Source organism: Chlorobiota bacterium, from assembly GCA_016710285.1.
Classification (GTDB): domain Bacteria; phylum Bacteroidota; class Ignavibacteria; order OLB7; family OLB7; genus OLB7.
Genome location: JADJXR010000001.1, coordinates 976180 through 994774 on the forward strand (window position 1 = coordinate 976180; position 18595 = coordinate 994774).

The window sequence follows — 18595 nt, forward strand, 5'->3', positions numbered from 1 at the left end:
TGATTCGCCGAAAAAACAACTGGCTTGATACCCTCTTGTGGGTTCAAGCCAGTTGCTGTTTTTTGGGGGGAGACTCTATCTCGTCCCCTCCCTGTTCTCACTTGCCTATTCTCCCCTCCCCACCGCGTGTTCCATCAAGACAACTACCAGGGTAGTTCGCGGCGGGGAGTGGGAGTTTCGGCACCGGTTGTTCCTGTGTTGGATTCCGCTGGTGGGCGCGTTAGCGGGCCACCCGCAACGGCGTAGTTTGGATGGTGCGCCCATTCAGCTGCACCTTCACGAAGTACGCCCCCGCCCCCATGCTGCTCAGGTCCAGATCGGCAGTGTGTTGGCCGTTGGCAAGCGTCCCCAATGGGCGGGTCATCACCGTTTCGCCCAGGCCGTTCACCACCGCAATCGTTGCTTGGGCAGTCCGGTTCATGGTGAAGGTGACGGTGGCGGAGGTGCGTGCCGGGTTCGGATGGAGCGTCACCCCCTCAACCTTCTCCTGGCGGTTGATGGTTGCCATTCGTGCAATCGCTTGCTGCGTTTGGTAGGCCTTCCCGCTATTGCTGCCGCCGGTTGGGTCGCCGCTGATAATGCCATCGCAGGGGAAGTCGGCAAGCCCAAAACTGATTCCCACTTCTTCCATCATCCGGCGGTCAATTTCTTGGCGTTGTGCCAGCGTCAGGTCGCAGATGTCGCCAGTGAAGTTTGCGCCGGCCACCTCCTCCAAAATGCGGCAGATCGCCAGAAGCTGTTCTGGTGTTAGATCGCCACACGGGTCATCCACAATCACCGTGTCGCCCCCACCGATACCGTCGCAATTGATGCTTGCCCAGCCGAGGTTGAACCCGAACTCCTCTTGAATCCGACGATCTATCTCCTGCCGTTGCTCCATCGTCAGGTCGCACGGGTTCCCCGTGAAGCTGCCGCCAGAAACCGAGTCAACAATCTCCATAATTCGATCCTTCGTCGGATCCCAGCCGCCAGCGCAATCAATATCACTCCAGCCGAGGTTGAACCCGAACTCCTCTTGAATCCGACGATCTATCTCCTGCCGTTGCTCCATCGTCAGGTCGCACGGGTTCCCCGTGAAGCTGCCGCCAGAAACCGAGTCAATAATCTCCATGATTCGATCCTTCGTCGGGTCCCCGCCGCCGGTGCCGTCGCAATCAATATCACCCCAGCCGAAGCTGAAGCCATACTCGGCCTGCAGGATGCTGTCGAAGGCGATGCGTTGCTCCAGGGGTAGGGCGCAGGGGTCGCCGTTGAAGGTCCCGCCGGAAAGTGAGTCCAGAAGCTCGCCGACACGCTTGGAGCAGGAATCCATCCAGGGATCGCCCCCGCCAGTGCTGTCGCATCGTAGGTCGCTCCAGCCGAACTCATATCCAAATTCTTCACGGGCTATGCGGTCGAAGGCTTTGCGTTGTTCCGGCGTTAGGTCGCACGGGTTTCCGCTGAAAGTGCCGCCAGCAAGGGAGTCAAGAATCGCCGTCAGGCGTTCGATGGAGGGATCGTTTCCGGTGGGGTCGTTTCCACCGTAGGGTTGTGCAGTTGCGGTCCCAACCAAGAACAGAATTCCTACCAGGAACGCCAGTAGTTGTGCAAAGAGCGCGTGTCGTCTCATCGCTGTTTTCCTCATAGATAAATAAGCGTTGCGGTAGCTGTCTTGATGGTTTTCGATACGCTTGTTGGGGGAACAACAGCAGAGCCACGGAAACGATACAACCAACAATTCGGGAAGAAAAAAAAGGAGTTTGCAGCCGCTTCAGCCGCACACTCCTTTGTTCGGAACATCAACGATCGCGCCCCTTCCCGGCAATCACGGCCCGGCGTTGGCGGGCGCGGTTGCCAGCGTTAGTCTTGGGCGACTTTGCTCATCTCTAGCATCCTATCCAACGCCAACTGCGCCTTGCTGCGGACATCTTCGGGGATGACGATTTCCGGCGAGCGGTTCACCATGCACAGGTAGATTTTCTCCATGGTGTTCAGCTTCATGTACGGGCAGTTGTTGCAGTTGCAGTTTTCGTTTTCCGGGGGTGCGGGGATAAATCGCTTCCCCGGCGAGAGCTTCTCCATCTGGTGGATGATCCCCGACTCGGTGGCGACGATGAACTCATCGGCAATGGCATCGTGGGTGAACTTCAGCAACGCGCTGGTGGAGCCGATAAAATCGGCATGAGCCAGCAAGGTTTCTTCGCACTCCGGGTGGGCAATCAGCAATGCTTTGCTGTGGCGCGCCTTCAGCTCCAGAATCTTCCGTTCGCTGAAGGTTTCGTGGACGATGCACGCCCCTTGCCACAGCAGCATATCGCGTCCGGTTTTTCGAATCAGATACCGCCCTAGGTTGCGGTCGGGAGCAAAGATGATTTTTTGCCCGCGTGGAATTTTATTGATGATCGTCTCGGCACTGCTGCTGGTACAGATGATGTCGCTAAGGGCTTTCACCTCGGCCGAGCAATTGATGTACGTGACGGCGATGTGGTCCGGGTGGGCTTCGCGGAATTTGCGGAACTCCGCCGGGGGGCATCCGGCAGCAAGGGAGCATCCGGCGGCCATGTCGGGGATCAGGACTTGCTTGGCCGGGTTGACAATTTTTGCCGTCTCGGCCATAAAATGAACGCCAGCGAAGACGATAACATCAGCGTTGGTGGTTTGCGATTTGCGCGAAAGCTCCAGCGAGTCGCCAATGTAATCGGCAATGTCTTGGATTTCCGATTCCTGGTAGTAGTGGGCCAGGATCACCGCGTTCATCTGCTGCTTCAGCCGCCGGATTTCGGCTTCAAGGTCAAGCCGCAAATCAATCTGGTCAATGGTGATGGCCCCACGTTCTTCGGTGGCGCGGGCAATGGGGGCGGTTAGCGGCTCGGTCTGGGTCATGGTGTCACCTTCTCAAAAAAATCAGTGGGTTCCCCTGTGATGTTCCCTTCCCTGCACTCCTCCCCCCCCCTTTCTGCTCAGGGTGCCCCAAAACTATTCCTTTCCGTTGTTCCCGCCAGCAGTGAATGTTCTGCAATCGGTGACGGAAGAAGAATAATGCGGGCCAACCGCCCAACCAGTGCGCAGCAATGAGCAAATGTTGGTATGATTGCCAAAACATGATTGCCACAGCAGGCATCGGTCACGCAAGAGGAAGGCAGCACCGTGCATCAACTGGGAACGCTGGGGAGGGCCTTAAGCGTTTGTGTGGTGGGGCAGTTTCCGCCCCCGCAACTTCGCGCAATATTGCCCCGTAGCCAGCCGCCATTGTGGTGCCCCCAACGCACCACAGGCGCAACCGCACCACAGGCTTTTGCACAACGCACGATTACCAATACAACCGGAATACGAACATGGACATGGACATGGACAACGCACAAAGCATCCGCAAGCACAAAATCAAATTCCCCGACATCAGCTCACGTTCGTGGGAACATCCCGCCGACCGTGCCGCACTTTCGGCGTTACGGAAGGTTCCCGGGCTGGATTTGTTGCTTCAGAAATTTATTGGAGCCACCACCGAGCGTTCCATCCGCCTTATCTCCCTTGCCTCGGCGGTCCGCGTCACCCAGCAGCAGTTCGGCAAAGTCAGCTTGCTGTTTGATGAAGCCTGCGGAATTCTTGACGTTCGGCAAAAGCCGGAGCTGTTCGTCTCGCAAAGCCCATTCCTGAACGCCGGCGCTATCGGCGTTGAACGCCCCTTCATCGTCCTGAATTCCTCGCTGCTTGATTCCCTGAACGAAGAAGAATTGCTTGCGGTGATGGCCCACGAGCTGGGCCACTGCCTAAGCGGGCACGTTCTGTACAAAACGTTGTTGGCGTTGCTGCTTCGGTTCTCGGTGTTTGCCAGCAGCATTCCGTTGGGGAACGCTTCCATCTTTGCTATTATTGCGGCGCTGCGGGAGTGGGACCGGAAAAGCGAGCTAAGTGCCGACCGCGCCGAAATCTTGGTGACTCAGGACCCGAACGTCAGCTACGCACTCCTGATGAAAATGGCGGGCGGGCGGCATATCGAGCAGATGGATTACAACGAGTTTTTCCTGCAAGCTGCCGAGTACGAAAAAGGGGGGACCGTTCTGGACAGCGTCTTCAAGCTGCTGAACCTGCTGGGCCAAACCCATCCGTTCCCGGTGATTCGGCTGACGGAGTTGAAATCATGGGTGGACAGCGGCGCGTACGGGAAGATTCTGGCAGGGGAATACATCCACCGCGACCAAGAAAAAGATGCCAGCGTCCGCGACGACATCCGCGACGCAGCCAACCAGTACAAAGATGACATCAACAAATCGCAGGACCCCTTAACCGAGACCCTCCGCAACGCCGCTGCCAACATGGGGGAAACCGCCGGCGAGGTGGGGAAGAAAGCGAAAGAAGTATTCGACTCCATTTTTGGAAATGGGGGGAAGAAATAGATAGCGTTCCGTGGGAAGAAGGAAGAGGAAGGGGGAAGATTTCCGAACGGAGCAAACCGCCGGAAGCAAGACCGATACAACAACAAAGGCCACCAACATTGGTGGCCTTTGTGTTCTCCGGCACTGCTTGCTCCTTGCTGTTGTGGGTGATGTTACTTCACCACTTGCAGGGCTTTCGACTGCACAAAATTTCCGCTGGTTAGGCGGTAGAAATACGTTCCGCTGGAAAGGTCGCTGGTGTCGAACGTGACGGAGTGGTCGCCCGCGGTGTGGTCGCCGTCGGCCATTTTCTTCACTGCCGTTCCGTTGGCATCGTACAACTCCAACGTGGCCTGGCCAGCCTGGGGCAGCGTGAAGTTCACCGTGACCGATCCGTTGGCTGGGTTCGGCATTGCGTCATGGAGCATATACCCCGCCGTGCGGACCGCAGCGGCGGATTTGGCCATCGCCTCTGGCTTCTCCTCATTCTGCCTCATGGTTTCCAGCATCTGTTTTGCTTCAGCGTAGCGCGGGCCAATCACGATCACTTTTTGGTCAACGTTTGCCACCATCGAGTCGCCCCGCATGCAGATCACTCGCAGGTTTTTGCTGCCGGTGTTCATCATCGTCAGCGGGCCGTTGAACAGGGTGATGGTGCGGTGCGTGCCATCGTTGTCGGTTTCGTTGATAATCAGCGTGGTGTCGCGGTTGCCAAGCTCGAACACCCGCACCACCCGCTCGCCATTTTTTTCCTCAACAATGCTCACCGAGTCGCCACTGAGAATCGTCATCTGCGGGCAGCTGAAGGCTTTGATAAGAACATCAGCATCGGGTGGAAGCGGCGGAACCGGGGCAACTGGTGCAACCGGAGCGTCCGGTGGAATCGGAGCATCGGGTGGAACCGTTCTCAACCGGAAACGGCGCACTGCTGGCGGGGCTGGGGCATTGGGGGGAGCAACTTCCCACAGCTGGCGCATCCAGCTCATCATTGCCGGATCGCATTTTGTGGGGTGAGCAACGCTCCTGATAGTGCGCACAGTTTTGTTCCCGTCCAGCTTGGCCATTTCTTCGCGAGCCAGCTCCATCAGCATCTGTGCCGAATCGAGCGAGCGGCGAACGATGCGAATCTCCTTCCGCACTTTTTTTGATTCTGGGTTTGTTTGCTCCAGCACTTCTTTCAGTTCGCCATCGCGGGCTTTCAGTTCCTCCATCAGTTTCTCCAGCTCCGCTTCCATTGTTGCCGATCCCCCTTCAATCCTGACATTCTCGGCATTCTGAATGTCAACGAATTGGAGTTGCGATGGGTCGCCAACGATCACCTGACCCGCCCCATCTTCTTCCCCGCGAATATCAACCGTTATAATCTGCGGCTGGCCTTCCATTCCAGCAGGCATATCCATCTGCTCGATGGAGAGTTCGCTATCCCCTTCGTCGCTGTTCAGCAGTATCTGCGGAGCATCCATGTGGATATCGTAGAACTGCACGTGGCTTGCGTCATCGGTGTTCACCAGGACATCTTGGATCATGGTGGTGCTGTCCGTTGTCCACGTTGTTGCCGTGGCATTGGGGGGGACCATCCGCCGAAGCCGCACAACGTTCTTCCCCTCACCACCGGCTTCGATCAGCACATCTTCCATGGAGACGCTATCGCTGACCACCACCGAAGCCGCGCCGCCAGCGCCTTTACTCCGCACAACTACCTGCTGCACTGTTTTCTTTTGAACACCGTTGTCGTTGGTGATCTGCTCAACCTTGAAGTGCCGTGCGCCCGTGGCGGAATCATACCACATGGTTTTTGTGGTCTCCGGCATTGGCGTGGTTTCGGTGGTTTCCGTGGTTTGGGCCGATAGCGGGATTGCCCCCGTCAGCAGGGCAGCACCAAGTAGCAAAACTCCCTTTCTCATCGCTTTACTCCTCCTGGAATGGATTGGTCTGTGATTCGTTTTCTGCAAAGGTACGGAACGATTAGCAGGCTTCCGGCTGGCGTTGTTCAGTTGTCCGGTGCAGCAAACGCTGGCTCCCTTTCCGGTCATCTGGGCGTTGTGACGGCAGCGGTATCGGGATGTTCCCACGCAACGTTGCAAGGGGCGTTGCGCGCCGAAATGGCAACCGACTTCCGCCCCGTTGCGGCAGCCCCGGCGGTTGCCCCAGGCATTTGTGATTGCCAACATTTCTCCAAATTTATACCGCAACGGTGCGTCAGAACTTCGGCTATTGTTTAGAGTTGTGGCACGGGCGAGCCAGAGAAGGAACATCCCAACCGCTCCCCCGTCCCAACCCCCTGAGCAACGTTTCCGGCCTTGCGTTTTTTTTACTTGCCCATGGGTAGCATTACTGGTAGCACACTTCTTTCGGCAGAGGTTAATGGCTTCCGTGCCGAGCCACGGGTCGCGCCAAGCGCGTCCGAGGTGAACGGCCACGCCCCCATGGGGATTTTGGACGACGCCACCCTGCTGGACCAAGCCATTGGCGGGCGGCTGCCAGCGTTCGATGAGCTGGTGAACCGCTACCGTGGCAAGGTGATCCGGCTGGTAAGCTCCATTATCGGCAACGGGATCGAGGTTGAAGATTTGGTGCAAGAAATCTTCATCAAGGTCTATCTCTCGCTCCCAAAATTCCGCCGCGATGCCTCCTTCTCCACCTACCTGTACACCGTGGCCGTCAACCGCTGCCGCGATGAGCTGCGGAAGATGAAGCTGCGCCGATTCTTCTCCTTCGATGATTGGTTTGCTTCCAATCCATCGGAGCAACCATCGCTGGAAATCGGCGAGCACTTGGAGTCGGGCGAGCGCAGCGCGGCGGTCCGGCTGGCAATGAAACGGCTTCCGCCGCAAACCCGGATGTTGCTCTATCTGCGGGAAGTGGAAGAAATAAGCTACAAGGAGTTAGCGGAGATTTTTGAGGTGGAGATGGGGACGATCAAATCCCGAATAGCCCGCGCCCGCGACCGCTTGCGGGAGGAGTTGATGCCGTATATCCGGGGGGAAGTGTAAGAAAAGCAGCGATGCTTTTTGCCAACACAAGCGATTGCAACTGACCGACAACCGACGACCGATTTTCGATGATGAATCATAGACTTTCCGATACCGAACGAACTTTGCTATCGGGCTACCTGGATGGCGAGATCAGCAGTGCCGAACGGCAGACTGCCGAGGGGTTGCTTGCCCGCTCGAAGGATGCGGAAGCGTATCTGAACGATCTTCGCAGCCTGCGGAACGTGGCCCACGAAGCATTCCCTCCAGTTCTTGGTGCCGGGATTGCCGGCGCAGCCTTCTCCGCAAAACTTACCGGAAGCAGCATTGCCGCCGCCGCAGGAAAAACCACTGCGGTGCATGGCCTGTTTGCTGGATCGTGGGGGATGGCCGGAATCGCCACCGCTGCGGCAAGCATTGGGGTGGTGATGGCCTTGAATTTTGGCGGGGGCCGGATTGACAACTCCGGCAGCAACGTTCGCCCTGCGGTTGCCGCCCGAACTCCATCAGCCCTTCCCGTTGCGGCGGCTGCCGACACCGGAAGCCTTGTGGTCCCTTCGATGACCCCCGATGAGCTTGTGGGCTTTGCGGTGAAAGGGACGCTGCCGATTGACCCCAACCGCAACCGCTACCTGACGGTCCAGACCGAGGGGAACGATTCCTTCCGGCTGGAACTCCATCGGGGAAAACCGAAAGAGCTGGCCAGGCAATTCCACGAAGTGAACCTTGCAGAAACGCCGCAACTTGACACCGTCGAGCAAGCGATTCGGCATTCCGTCAAGGCGTTCCCGAACGGCTTCATCGGCTTGCGGAACGACATCTGGAACAACCGCCAGCGGCTGGTGAGCCTGCTTCGCGAACGGAGCCTTCGCCCAGAGATTAACACGCGGCTTGCCGAGGAACACCGCCGACTTGCCGAATTCCGGGCAGCACGGGCAACACAGGTTGCCCAGTTCCAGCAGCAAACCCAAGCCATGCAAGCAAACGTTGTTCAGCAGGGATGGCACCGAGTTATCGGCAACGCAATGCCACCACGGCGGGTGATCCCCTCGGCAACTTCTGTTTCCCAGCAAGCCTGGAACTCATGGGAGTTACGCACTTTTCCAGTGATTATCCAGCCGGAAGCATTCCCCGAGGAAAGCGAAACAGTAGCATTAACGATGGCATGCAGGAACGACCCTGTGGTGCTGCAATCGAACAAGGTAGTGGTTGATCTGTTCGATTCGCCCGAGTTCCAGGAGCTGCAAGGCTTGCTCCCTGCCGAAATGCTTGCGATTCCACAGCATTCAGAAATTGCGGCGGGAATTCCGATACCGGAGCCAGCCGCCGCTGCGCCAGTGCGGATCGCAAGGCCACGCGTGCAAGCCAATGAAGCAAGGGGGATGAAGAATGGAATGGACATCCTGCTGAACGATACTGGCTCTTCAGTTCACGTCGTGAAGGCAAATCCAAACACCCGGCAAGTGGTGATTATTCGGACGCAGGAAATCCTGGAGCACGCCCGCCAGCAACTTCAACAAGCCGACAGCTTGCTGCGGCAATTGCGGGAAGGACAGAAGCCACAACAGCAACAGCCGGAGAATAGTGCCGAGCAGCCATAGTGGGTAGATACTAGACAAAAAAGGGAGCCAATCGGCTCCCTTTTTTGTCAGACCAGTTTTGATCTCCTGATTTCTTCAATTACCGATACTCCATTTCAGCAAGTAGCCGCTCGGCCTCAGCACTTCTGTTCAAAGCAACTAGCACCTCAGCAAGTCGATCCACTACTTCCTGGTCCTGCGGTAAAACCTCAATCCCACTCTGTAAAATTATCTCTGCATGGTCGTGGTCACGTTCTTCGATAAGTAGGCGTGCAACCGAGAGGATGGCATTGCGCAAGGAGTTTTCAAAATTCTCACGGGCAATTTCAAAAAATGGTTCATACTGGGTTGGGTACAGAACCTTTGTTCCAATGCTGGCCAGCACATTCTTTGTAAGGCTGTAGGCTTGGAACGCTTCTCCTTCACCAATTAATTTTAAAACTTGTTGGAGTTCCTGTTGTATTTCTATTATATCAACGTGCACAATATCCATGTTTAGGCGTGGCAGCCCAGAGCGGCGTACAATCGAATTTTTACCGACAAGCCCTTTTAGACGCGACATCGCATTTCTTGTCATGTGCTGGGCGTATAGTGCGGGACATAACATTCCATAAAAGTTGGATGGATTATTTCGTGAAAGAAATTACATCCTCAATGATACCTTGAAAATCGGTTCGTAAAATTTCTCTATCCATGATTTTGCATAACTCCGAAACTTTACACACTCCTCAAATGCCGACTTGATTCGCAATACCATCTCCTCCCGACTCCGTATAATCCCACTCTCCGCTATCCGACGACGTACCCCTTTCCAAACATATTCGATAGGATTTAAATCCGGTGAGTACACCGGCAAATTCACTAACTCTATCCCTATCATCTTCGCATGCTCCCGTACCTCTTCCGTCTTGTGCGACGATACATTATCCCACACCACAATCACTCGCTTGTATCCCACATTCGCTTCCCGAATCTCTGTCAATTGCTCCACCATATCCTTGCTCCGCGATGACACTAAGCCCCGCACCACGCTCTTCCCACGAATCGCGTAAAACCCAAACGTGTTGCACCGCCACTTCTGATGATAATCCCGCACTCGGCAATCCCCATAACTCCAATACCGTACACGATTACACCGCGTCTGAGGCGACGATTCATCGGCATATCCGATCGCCACATCCGATGCCGCAATCCCTTTATTGGCAAGACCATTCACCACCTTCCGCAGCACTCGCTTCAATTGCAATTCTGCATCCTCCGGACGGCGTTCGTCCAACACATACGGCTTCCGATACCCAAGTCCACAACGCCGAGCAATCCGACGGACTTGACGCAGACTGTACCTCACGCCCCATCGCTCCTGCAAATACTCCTGAAGCTCTCTGGTTGTCCACAATCGCTGCTCCGAACGCAGTTTCCGGCACAACTCCTCGAACTGTTCTGCCGTCAATCGTCCCCGTGCTCCGCCCCCTTCCCCTTGACGCGACCGAAGTGATGCCGTTTTTTTTTATTCCATTCCGCGATCCACTCATACAGCGTCGGTGCTGGAACACCGGTGATGCTCGAAACACGGCTCACATCCTGCAATTCATGCACAAGCCGTAGGACTAACACCTTGAATGATTCCGGTCCAACCCTATATTCCTTAAGAAATTCCGACAACAGTTCCGGTTCCTCAATCTGTTTATTCAGTGCCATGGTTATTCCCCGATAGTAGTTGTTGAATGTACGTGGTATACCTCTCCACATATCCCCCCCAATATCTCTTATCTTCTCTTATAATAAACCCTATTTCTTTTCTCAAAAGTTATGTCCTATACTATAGGACACATCCCCTGCAACACCAGAAGCCAACTCGTAGAAATCTTCAGCGGATGGAGGTCGGCGCATTGTTTGCACAGCGACCAGCAACGCAAGCAAGGTACGATTACGAGCACCCCGTAATGGAAGTGGTTCCGAACCTATTTTCTGAACAGTAATTTCACCCAAGACGGTTATTTGAATAGGTTTGGTCCCATCAACGTTTTCATTCGATAGCACCTCGGCAATTTCTTCCTTGATAGAATTGCTCTGTTGAATCAGGAAGTCAGGGTCAAGTATCCCTGCATAACTTTTTAAGAATGGGGGAATAAAGGCTACCAGGTTTCGCGATTTCATCCATTGCAATGTAGAGGTCAGATTATCAGAGATGCTCTGGTGCAAATGCTGTATTGATGCAATGCCATGCTGCTGTTCTATTAATTTCAGCAAGCAGTTTGTTGCCTGAATAATTAGCACATCATGCACACGCAAAACAGGCTTGTTATACTCGAAATAAAGTAGTTTGCGAAAAAGGGATGATGGGGTTACGTTAGGGAAAAGATAGTAGTCATTGAATAGATAGAGGGAAGAGATGATAGAACTTACGGAGGAATTACGGACACAACTGCGGAAATTGCAGCGAATGGAGAAAGAGAAGCGTCGGTATGTGAAGATCACGACGCTGCTGATGCTTGACGGGGGATTTAGCGTTGGCGAGACGGCCTTTGCGTTGGGTGTTGATAATTCGACGATATATCGGTATGCCGAAGGGTATCGAGCATCAAAGAGCTTTGAGGATTACATAGAAGACAAGTATGTGTGCTATGGTGGGAAGCTGAGCGGTGAACAGGCATCAGCTGTATCGAAGGAACTGGAGGGACATCTGCATCATACATCGAAGGAGGTAGTGGAGTTGGTGTGCGAGCGTTATGGTGTGCGATATACGGAGAGCGGGATGGTAGCATTGCTGAAGCGTCTGGGCTTTGTGTACAAGAAGACGAGTCTGGTGTCATCGAGGGGAATCGAGCGGAGCAGGAGGAATTTCTTGAACGTCTGGCGGGATTGCTTGCTGATAGGGGTGAAGGCGAGGAAGGTGGGGTAGTGTATTTCAGTGATGCGGTGCATCCTCAGCACAACACACGGAGCAGTTACGGGTGGATCAAGTCGGGGAGTCGGTATGAAGTGCGATCGAACACGGGTCGGGAACGTGTGAACATCAACGCGGCATTGAACGCGCATGATGTGGGAGATGTGGAGGTGGTGGAAAGCGAGCGGGTGGATAGTGAATCAACGATTGAGTTGTATGCAGCCTTAGAGCGGAAGCATCCGAGTGGAAGGATCAGAGTGATTTGCGACAACGCGAGATACTATCGGAGTCGTCGTTTGCGGGAGTGGTTATCATCATCGCGAATAGAGCAGGTATTTTTGCCGAGTTACTCACCGAATTTGAATTTAATTGAGCGATTATGGAAATACATGAGGAAGAAGGTAATAGACAGGAGGTATTATGAAACGAAGGATGAATTTCGTGGAGCTATCCGAAGATTTTTCAACGATATTGAGGAGTACCGCCCAGAGTTAGAGAGACTTCTAACCCTGAATTTCCACGTGCTCTGATTTTCGCAAACCTCTTTGCAGTGAGTATATAAATTTTGCTGAAGTGATCTGCGACAGTTGCAATATCTGCATTGGCACTAAACACTTGGCATAACTGACGAAACAGCCCATCAAGGTGACGGGAGAACTCTATTGCAGGAATTTTCTCAACTTGATCTTCAGCAAGCAGGATCAAGATTTGAGCTGAAAGATCAAGTTCGCTTAGCTCTATTTCATGCTGGTGCATATACTGGCGCGCCCACTGGTACTCATCAAGCAAGATGCTAAACAGGACAGTATCCTTAGCTAAGCGATGCTGGGCACTCGGGAAAATATGCTCCGAAGTACGGTATGGCTCGGCTGCGTGTGAAGCTGATTGAATCGGGATGCCAAATGCTGAATCAGAGAGCTTAGCCCAGTATGACCATTGGTTTTGGCCACGATTCAGCTGATGGCTTACCAATAACGGTATCGTTGATTTCAATAATTTTTGAAAATCACCAAACTGTCCTGTAGAAAATAAAAAAGGCATATAATTTCTAACGAACATCACATTTGCCCACTCTTTGTTTTTTATGTTTTTTTCATACAGCTGAATTAATTGCAATCTATGCTTATACTCCCTGTCATTCTCAAACATATTAAAATACTGAGCAGAAAGGTGCAGAATTATCTGCTCTCTAAATTCAGCAGGATATGATTCATCAAATATCAACTTCATTATTTCATCCTCATTTGCTCGCAACAATGCGAAATCCCCGGTTAATAGCAATGTGCTATGAAGCATGGAAGCATAGATAACCATATACTCTATGGAGCCTTTCCATGCTGGAAATTTTTCGATGCTTTTTTGCCATTCATTCCACCAGTATATTGGGATTTTACCTGTTTGTTCCCCCTCAATGCACATCATGTAGGAGCAACCATACAGGTATTGCTGGGCTTCCTCAACTGTTGTAGGGTTTGCTGTCAATTCAGCGTAGCGGCGAGCTTCACCTTGGCAATCCTGTAGCCCAGACTTCATGTGGGCAAGCATCAAGGTGGTAAGGCGTAAATAGATTTCGCGATATCGCACATTCGCAACTGTGCTTGGTGCCGCGTCCAACAGCCATTTCAATGTATCTAGAACTACAACTGCAGCTTGGCTTCCATGGCTAACCCATATATCTGGTGGTCTTTTCACCCAGTTATCAAATGCTGCTGCAATAGAGTCGTTAGGGATTTGCTCCAAAGATACTCCCTGTAATTGTTCAAATAACTGAATTGAATGAATTGGAATATTTTCTGCTAAAATGCGCATTAGCTGAACAGAACTGCCACTGCTTTGTTTTAACAGATGCCGATGAAGCAGTGTGTGAGTAAAACCATATGCTGATTGTTCAAATTCTTTCTCTATTTCCAACGAAACAGATAGCACGGGAACCAGAATCCCCTTATGGATAAGTTGCTCTATCACCAACTTGGAATTATCTATCATTATTGCAGCAGCTTCCGGGGAGATAATCTCACCTAAGGCTGCTAATTGTCGAGCGGAATCTAACTCCTGGCTGGTAAGGTGTGCTGCTAACCCATCCGATAGCACCTCAACAAAACGACTGATATTCGATTTCAAAACAGGTAACGGGCATAACACTTTCCAGCGCGAACCGCCCATGCTTTCAATTCCGATCAATTTTGAATGCACGGCACCGCGCAACGCTGAACGGAGTGCCAACGGATTGCCACCGCTTATTTCGTGAAGTACACGTATGCATTCCTCTTCGCCACGCGAAATGAATAGTCGCTCCCATAATGCTTCAACCTCTTCTGCGTTTAGCCCTTTCATTGCTATCTCGGTTGTTAGATAGCGTTCAATTATGCCGCGTGCATCGAACACTACTGGCCGAGCCAGAAATACTACGCGTAGATATTCCTGCGACATTCCTTCCAAGAAGCCCGCTAATTCCATCAATAATTCGGCTGGCAACCAGTGAATATCCTCGATTACCAATAATGCTGGGCGCAGCTTAACTAACCTTTGTAATGCGGTGGTCACGCTACCAATGGTATCCTCCACGTGGCCCGCAAGCAACGTGCGAACACCAAGGTTTGTTCGGATTGCTTTTGCAAGCAGCTGTGCTAACGATAAGGTGCTTCCGGTAAACAGCTTCACCCGCAAAACAATCCCACCATTGTGGGTGATATGAGGAATTAATTCATCTATCACCCTACTTTTCCCCATTCCAGCTTCGCCAAGCACCAGAGCCGCCTGCAACCCTTGCTCGTCGGGTGCCTGATGCCAAAACTGAACCAGCATCTCTATCTCACGGCTACGCCCTGTAAATGGCAATATTCCATGATTTAAAAACCCTGTTAATGCCTCCGGAACAATCACGCGTTCAGTAGATTGTAAGGCTTCGAATTTCTTTGCCATCTTCGTGTAAACTGGTTTGTTAGCTTGATTGAACGGAGTCATCTACAATAGCGAAGTCCGGCTGCGTGTGCAGCCGGACTCCTTCCCGGCCCTCCGCCCCATGTCCTGTTTCACAGGGCGGAGAAATTGGCTGGCGGGGCAGCGGGCGTTTTTTTTACCGGATGATTGTTGCCCGTTGGTATCCCCAGCCCGAAGCAGTGCGAACCGCAACGATGTAGTTGCCCGCTGGCACCATGCTTACATCAAGGTCGAATCGTTGTTTTCCGGAAGCCACCTTCCCATTGAAGCCGGCCAATACCTGCTCCATAGTGACTGTCAGCAGTTCCACCGATAGCTCCCCCTCTTCCATTTCCTCCGTCTCGATAGTAAGAAAATTTGCTGCTGGGTTTGGATATACATGCCATTGAATTGTTATAGGGTTGCCAGATGCTGGCGGCATAAATTTTGGAACGGCAACGTTTCCTGACTCCTCATCGGCTCCGATGTCAACCCCGGAGCCATAGGGGCGCGCATCGCCATCAATATCGGACGATAGCTCGCTGATGATCGTTCCTTTATCGCGCGCCACTGTGTCGGCTGGATGAAGCCGGTAGATACCATCCCCACCTACATACAATTGTGGCGAGCCAACCATTGAGTGATTGTCGTTGCCGGTGAGCGATCTCCACTCTGCAATCGTCCTGTTCCCGCCGCCCCACCGGAATCGGTTAATTGTTGAGAAGGTATTGTAATCACTGACCACGCCACGTGGCCCGGTGCCGATCCAAGCCCCATTGGTGCTCATGGTTAGCTGTGCATCACGAACTCCAGTAAGGATATTGTTTTTCAGCACGACACCGTTTATTTGGTATGGGTATGGCACGGTCGCGCTTTTCTTTGCTTCGGTGAATTTTATCCCGTAATAATACCCCTGAATTGTATTTCCCGTGATTGTGAAATTGCTGGTAAAATCGTGGTCGTGGCCGGCAGCAAGATCAATCGCTGCGCCAAGCTGCTTGCTTGGTGTGCCATGATAGGCGATAATGTTATTCCGCATGATGACATTGCGAACCTCCATGCTATCACGTGAAGTTGTGGAGTAGGAACTGATGTCCTCCACCTTTATCATTGGCGTGTACAGGTGGCATACGGCATCGCCACGGTGCATGCGGTTGTTTTCAATCACCACATTGGTAACATCGCGGTGGCCGTAGCGGGTGTCGGTTCCCAGGTTGATTGCCGTCACGCAGTCGTTGAAGATGTTGTTGCCAATCAGCACGTCCTGGCCATTATCGCTGATGTTGACGGCGGTCTGAAGGCCGCAGCCGGGGGTGTTCGGGTTGTTGTAGCCGTTGCCGTCGCAGTTAAACACGTTCCCGGTTACCTGAAAATTGCTGAGATATTTATCCCACGCCTTCAATCCGGTGGCATTGATATTTACAACATTATCACGGAACCGAATGTTCGGCCCATCCACATACCGCATGATAAATCCGCCAACGGAATCGAAGATATTCTGCTCCACCAACAAGTTTGGCGTGTACGAAGGTTGGATAGCAATGCTGGCAGAACCGGCGTCGCAAAATCGCCGCAAATTCTTGAAAGTGTTGTTGTGAATCCACCAATCCGAACAACCGTTCAGCCCAGAGCATTTCAGCTTGATGAAGAGCGATGGAGTATCATGGCCGCACGTGTCCGGCTCAAAATTCTGGAGCGTTGCCCAAGCAATTTCAACATAGTCTGGACGCTGCGGAAATGCGGCTTCAATGGCGATGTTCCGCTCCCCTTGCCCATCTATCACAAACTGCTCGTCGGCAAGGTTCCCGTCGGCATCGGTGTCCCATGCAATAATTTGATTGCGGCGGTCCGGCGCGGGGCCCCCGGCACGAACCACCACTTCCTCGTTGAAAACCCCTGCGCAACGGCAGCGTATCCAATCGCTGTTGTTCCATTTGTCCACGCACTTCTGGATGGTGCGCAACGGAGCTTGCGGCGTTCCAGGGTTCAGGTCGCTTCCCCACGAAGCCACGTAGTAGTTTTTTGCCCCGTTGAATTCATCCGCCCCAATGTCCCAAGCCGCACCGTTTGGCCGCGGGTCCCCATCAATATCGGCAGCAAATTCCGATAGCGTTGCGCCACGGTCGGTTGCGCAAACGTCGGTATGAAGCAGCCGGAACACGCCACGCCCATCAATTTCATAGGAGGGTGAACAGAGCGTTGAGTTGCTATCGTTCCCCGCCAGTGCTTGCCACGCGGCAAGGGTGCGCGCACGCCCCCAAGCGAATTTATCCACGGTGGAGAAGGTGTTGTGGTTGCTGACCCAGTTCGCTGGGGGTGGACCAATCCATATCCCGCTGGTGTTCAGCGTGAATTGCGCGTCGCGGATACCGCTGAAAATGTTGTTCACCAGCGTCACTCCGTTGGTCTGGTTCGCATACGGGGTTGTTCCGATTAACGCTTCATCAACCCGAACGCCCCACAGGAAACCATGCGTCGTGTTGTTGGCAAACGTGATGTTGTTGTTAAATGGATACGGGTGGCCAGAAGTAATATCCACTGCTGCGCCTTGCACCCAGCTTGTTGGGTTGGAAGTATTCAGGATAACGTTGTTCCGAAACGTCAGGTCCCGCACCTTGATTGCCGCGCCGTTTTTTATGGCCACCCCTCCTTTATCCTTGATAACGATTGGCGCAACATAGCGGTTCGTTACCCGCTCGCTTCTGCGAATGATGTTCCCTTCCACCACGTGGTTGCTGTTGTCCCGTTCGCCGGTTTCGGGGGTGGTGCCGAAGTAGATACAGGTGACGCAGTCGTTGAACGTGTTGTTCCGAATAACGCTTCCCTGGATATTATCGCTGAAGTTGATGGCACTTTGCGGGCCGGTTGCACTGCTTCCCGGGGCGTTTACTCCGTTGCCGTCGCAGTTGAACAGATTGCCGGAAATTTCTATTCCATCAATCGTTGCCGACGACGCACTGATCCCGGTCCCGACAATCCCAACGATATTGTTGCGGAACCGAATCCCCGCCCCTTGAATGTTCCCCATGATGAAGCCACCGATGGAGTCGAAACGGTTGGATTCCACCACCAGGTTTGGCGCGTTTGCGGGCTGAATCGCCACCTGCCCCGCCGCCACATTGCAGAACTGCGCAAGGTTCCCGAACGTGTTGTCGTGAACCAGCCAATCGGCACAACCGTCGGCTCCGTAGCAGTTCATGCGGATAAAATGCGCGCCGCTACTTCCCCCACACCCGCCATCGGGCTGATAGTTGCGGAACTCCACCCAACCGATTTCAACGTTATCGGGCCGCGCACCAATCGCAACGTCAATGGCGATGTTGCGCGTTCCTTCTCCATCCAGCACAAACGTTTCGTCGCTTCGTATGCCATCGTTATCGGTGTCCCACGCCACCAATCCATTCCGTTGCAATGGCGATATCCCCCCCTTGCGGATGATGACTTCCTCGTTAAAAACGCCGCTACAATGGCAGTTCACCTGCACCGTGTCGTTCCAAGTGCCGACGCATCGGCCAACGGTCCGGAACGGAAGCTCTGGCGTGCCAGGGTTGGTGTCGTTCCCTTCTGCCGAGGAGACATAGTAGTTGATTTGCGCCCTGCCCACCAGTGTGGCCAGCAGTAGCATCGGAAGGAGAATCGGAAGGAGAAATCGGATCTTCATAGCTGCTCCGCAAAAGGTTGTGGACAGAAGGAGGTGGCAGCACCACGGTGCTTCGATCATGTAAAAAACGGGTTGCCGCATCGGTATCGCGCCAATCGCGGCATCAGTTCACGAAATAATGAGCCGGCAAAGGCAGAATGGGGAGCGGCCGGCAAAGGCCGCCCCCGCAATCAGCGTGGCGATCTGAAGGTACAGAGCACGTGGTGAAACCGGCGAAGCCGCTT

General features: G+C 53.4%; 14 protein-coding genes. 5 read left to right on the top strand and 9 right to left on the bottom strand.

The features are described from left to right. Positions 1-220: 220 nt before the first annotated feature. Both IPM61_03480 and nadA read right to left on the bottom strand, forming a co-directional pair. Positions 221-1609, bottom strand: a complete 1389-nt coding sequence (locus IPM61_03480) for a T9SS type A sorting domain-containing protein (GenBank protein MBK8910367.1) — start codon at positions 1607-1609, stop codon at positions 221-223. A 230-nt stretch (positions 1610-1839) separates the two neighbouring features. After that, complete coding sequence (gene nadA / locus IPM61_03485) at positions 1840-2862, bottom strand: quinolinate synthase NadA (GenBank protein MBK8910368.1); 1023 nt, start codon at positions 2860-2862, stop codon at positions 1840-1842. A 464-nt stretch (positions 2863-3326) separates the two neighbouring features. On the opposite strand from nadA, the gene IPM61_03490 reads away from it, so the two are divergent. After that, the gene (locus IPM61_03490; GenBank protein ID MBK8910369.1) at positions 3327-4373 is read left to right on the top strand and encodes a M48 family metallopeptidase; all 1047 of its coding nucleotides are present in this window, start codon (positions 3327-3329) and stop codon (positions 4371-4373) included. Between the two features lie 152 nt (positions 4374-4525). On the opposite strand, the gene IPM61_03495 is transcribed toward IPM61_03490, so the two are convergent. Next, positions 4526-6256: a T9SS type A sorting domain-containing protein gene (locus IPM61_03495; protein MBK8910370.1), complete on the bottom strand. Its 1731-nt coding sequence runs from the start codon at positions 6254-6256 to the stop codon at positions 4526-4528. Positions 6257-6673: 417 nt separating this feature from the next. Here IPM61_03495 and IPM61_03500 point away from each other — a divergent pair, with 417 nt between their 5' ends. Together IPM61_03500 and IPM61_03505 are read left to right on the top strand one after the other, a co-directional pair. Beyond that, positions 6674-7345, top strand: a complete 672-nt coding sequence (locus IPM61_03500) for a sigma-70 family RNA polymerase sigma factor (GenBank protein ID MBK8910371.1) — start codon at positions 6674-6676, stop codon at positions 7343-7345. A 71-nt stretch (positions 7346-7416) separates the two neighbouring features. Further along, positions 7417-8925, top strand: a complete 1509-nt coding sequence (locus IPM61_03505) for an interferon alpha-inducible IFI6/IFI27 family protein (GenBank protein MBK8910372.1) — start codon at positions 7417-7419, stop codon at positions 8923-8925. Positions 8926-9004: 79 nt separating this feature from the next. Here IPM61_03505 and IPM61_03510 read toward each other — a convergent pair whose 3' ends face one another. From IPM61_03510 to IPM61_03525, 4 genes are all read right to left on the bottom strand, one after another. After that, complete coding sequence (locus IPM61_03510) at positions 9005-9481, bottom strand: tetratricopeptide repeat protein (GenBank protein MBK8910373.1); 477 nt, start codon at positions 9479-9481, stop codon at positions 9005-9007. A 66-nt stretch (positions 9482-9547) separates the two neighbouring features. Next, positions 9548-10354, bottom strand: coding sequence for an IS630 family transposase (locus IPM61_03515; GenBank protein ID MBK8910374.1), 807 nt, complete (start codon positions 10352-10354; stop codon positions 9548-9550). Next, the gene (locus tag IPM61_03520) at positions 10351-10602 is read right to left on the bottom strand and encodes a hypothetical protein (GenBank protein ID MBK8910375.1); all 252 of its coding nucleotides are present in this window, start codon (positions 10600-10602) and stop codon (positions 10351-10353) included. The genes IPM61_03515 and IPM61_03520 overlap by 4 nt, the downstream gene beginning before the upstream one ends. 102 nt (positions 10603-10704) lie before the next feature. Then, complete coding sequence (locus tag IPM61_03525; GenBank protein ID MBK8910376.1) at positions 10705-11154, bottom strand: hypothetical protein; 450 nt, start codon at positions 11152-11154, stop codon at positions 10705-10707. Between the two features lie 142 nt (positions 11155-11296). Here IPM61_03525 and IPM61_03530 point away from each other — a divergent pair, with 142 nt between their 5' ends. Together IPM61_03530 and IPM61_03535 are read left to right on the top strand one after the other, a co-directional pair. Continuing rightward, the gene (locus IPM61_03530; GenBank protein MBK8910377.1) at positions 11297-11806 is read left to right on the top strand and encodes a winged helix-turn-helix domain-containing protein; all 510 of its coding nucleotides are present in this window, start codon (positions 11297-11299) and stop codon (positions 11804-11806) included. 107 nt (positions 11807-11913) lie between these two features. Then, positions 11914-12321, top strand: a complete 408-nt coding sequence (locus tag IPM61_03535) for an IS630 family transposase (protein MBK8910378.1) — start codon at positions 11914-11916, stop codon at positions 12319-12321. On the opposite strand, the gene IPM61_03540 is transcribed toward IPM61_03535, so the two are convergent. Together IPM61_03540 and IPM61_03545 are read right to left on the bottom strand one after the other, a co-directional pair. Continuing rightward, positions 12254-14713 carry an AAA family ATPase gene (locus IPM61_03540; GenBank protein MBK8910379.1) on the bottom strand — a complete coding sequence of 820 codons (2460 nt, stop codon included), beginning with the start codon at positions 14711-14713 and terminating at the stop codon, positions 12254-12256. The two genes, IPM61_03535 and IPM61_03540, sit on opposite strands and share 68 nt — an antisense overlap. Before the next feature lie 154 nt (positions 14714-14867). After that, the gene (locus tag IPM61_03545; GenBank protein ID MBK8910380.1) at positions 14868-18371 is read right to left on the bottom strand and encodes a hypothetical protein; all 3504 of its coding nucleotides are present in this window, start codon (positions 18369-18371) and stop codon (positions 14868-14870) included. Positions 18372-18595: the final 224 nt, after the last annotated feature.

Bases quoted from the DNA above. Each gene is read 5' to 3' on its own strand.
- IPM61_03480 (MBK8910367.1), bottom strand. From the start codon at position 1,609: ATGAGACGACACGCGCTCTTTGCACAACTACTGGCGTTCCTGGTAGGA.
- nadA (MBK8910368.1), bottom strand. From the start codon at position 2,862: ATGACCCAGACCGAGCCGCTAACCGCCCCCATTGCCCGCGCCACCGAA.
- IPM61_03490 (MBK8910369.1), top strand. From the start codon at position 3,327: ATGGACAACGCACAAAGCATCCGCAAGCACAAAATCAAATTCCCCGAC.
- IPM61_03495 (MBK8910370.1), bottom strand. From the start codon at position 6,256: ATGAGAAAGGGAGTTTTGCTACTTGGTGCTGCCCTGCTGACGGGGGCA.
- IPM61_03500 (MBK8910371.1), top strand. From the start codon at position 6,674: ATGGGTAGCATTACTGGTAGCACACTTCTTTCGGCAGAGGTTAATGGC.
- IPM61_03505 (MBK8910372.1), top strand. From the start codon at position 7,417: ATGAATCATAGACTTTCCGATACCGAACGAACTTTGCTATCGGGCTAC.
- IPM61_03510 (MBK8910373.1), bottom strand. From the start codon at position 9,481: ATGACAAGAAATGCGATGTCGCGTCTAAAAGGGCTTGTCGGTAAAAAT.
- IPM61_03520 (MBK8910375.1), bottom strand. From the start codon at position 10,602: ATGGCACTGAATAAACAGATTGAGGAACCGGAACTGTTGTCGGAATTT.
- IPM61_03530 (MBK8910377.1), top strand. From the start codon at position 11,297: ATGATAGAACTTACGGAGGAATTACGGACACAACTGCGGAAATTGCAG.
- IPM61_03540 (MBK8910379.1), bottom strand. From the start codon at position 14,713: ATGGCAAAGAAATTCGAAGCCTTACAATCTACTGAACGCGTGATTGTT.
- IPM61_03545 (MBK8910380.1), bottom strand. From the start codon at position 18,371: ATGAAGATCCGATTTCTCCTTCCGATTCTCCTTCCGATGCTACTGCTG.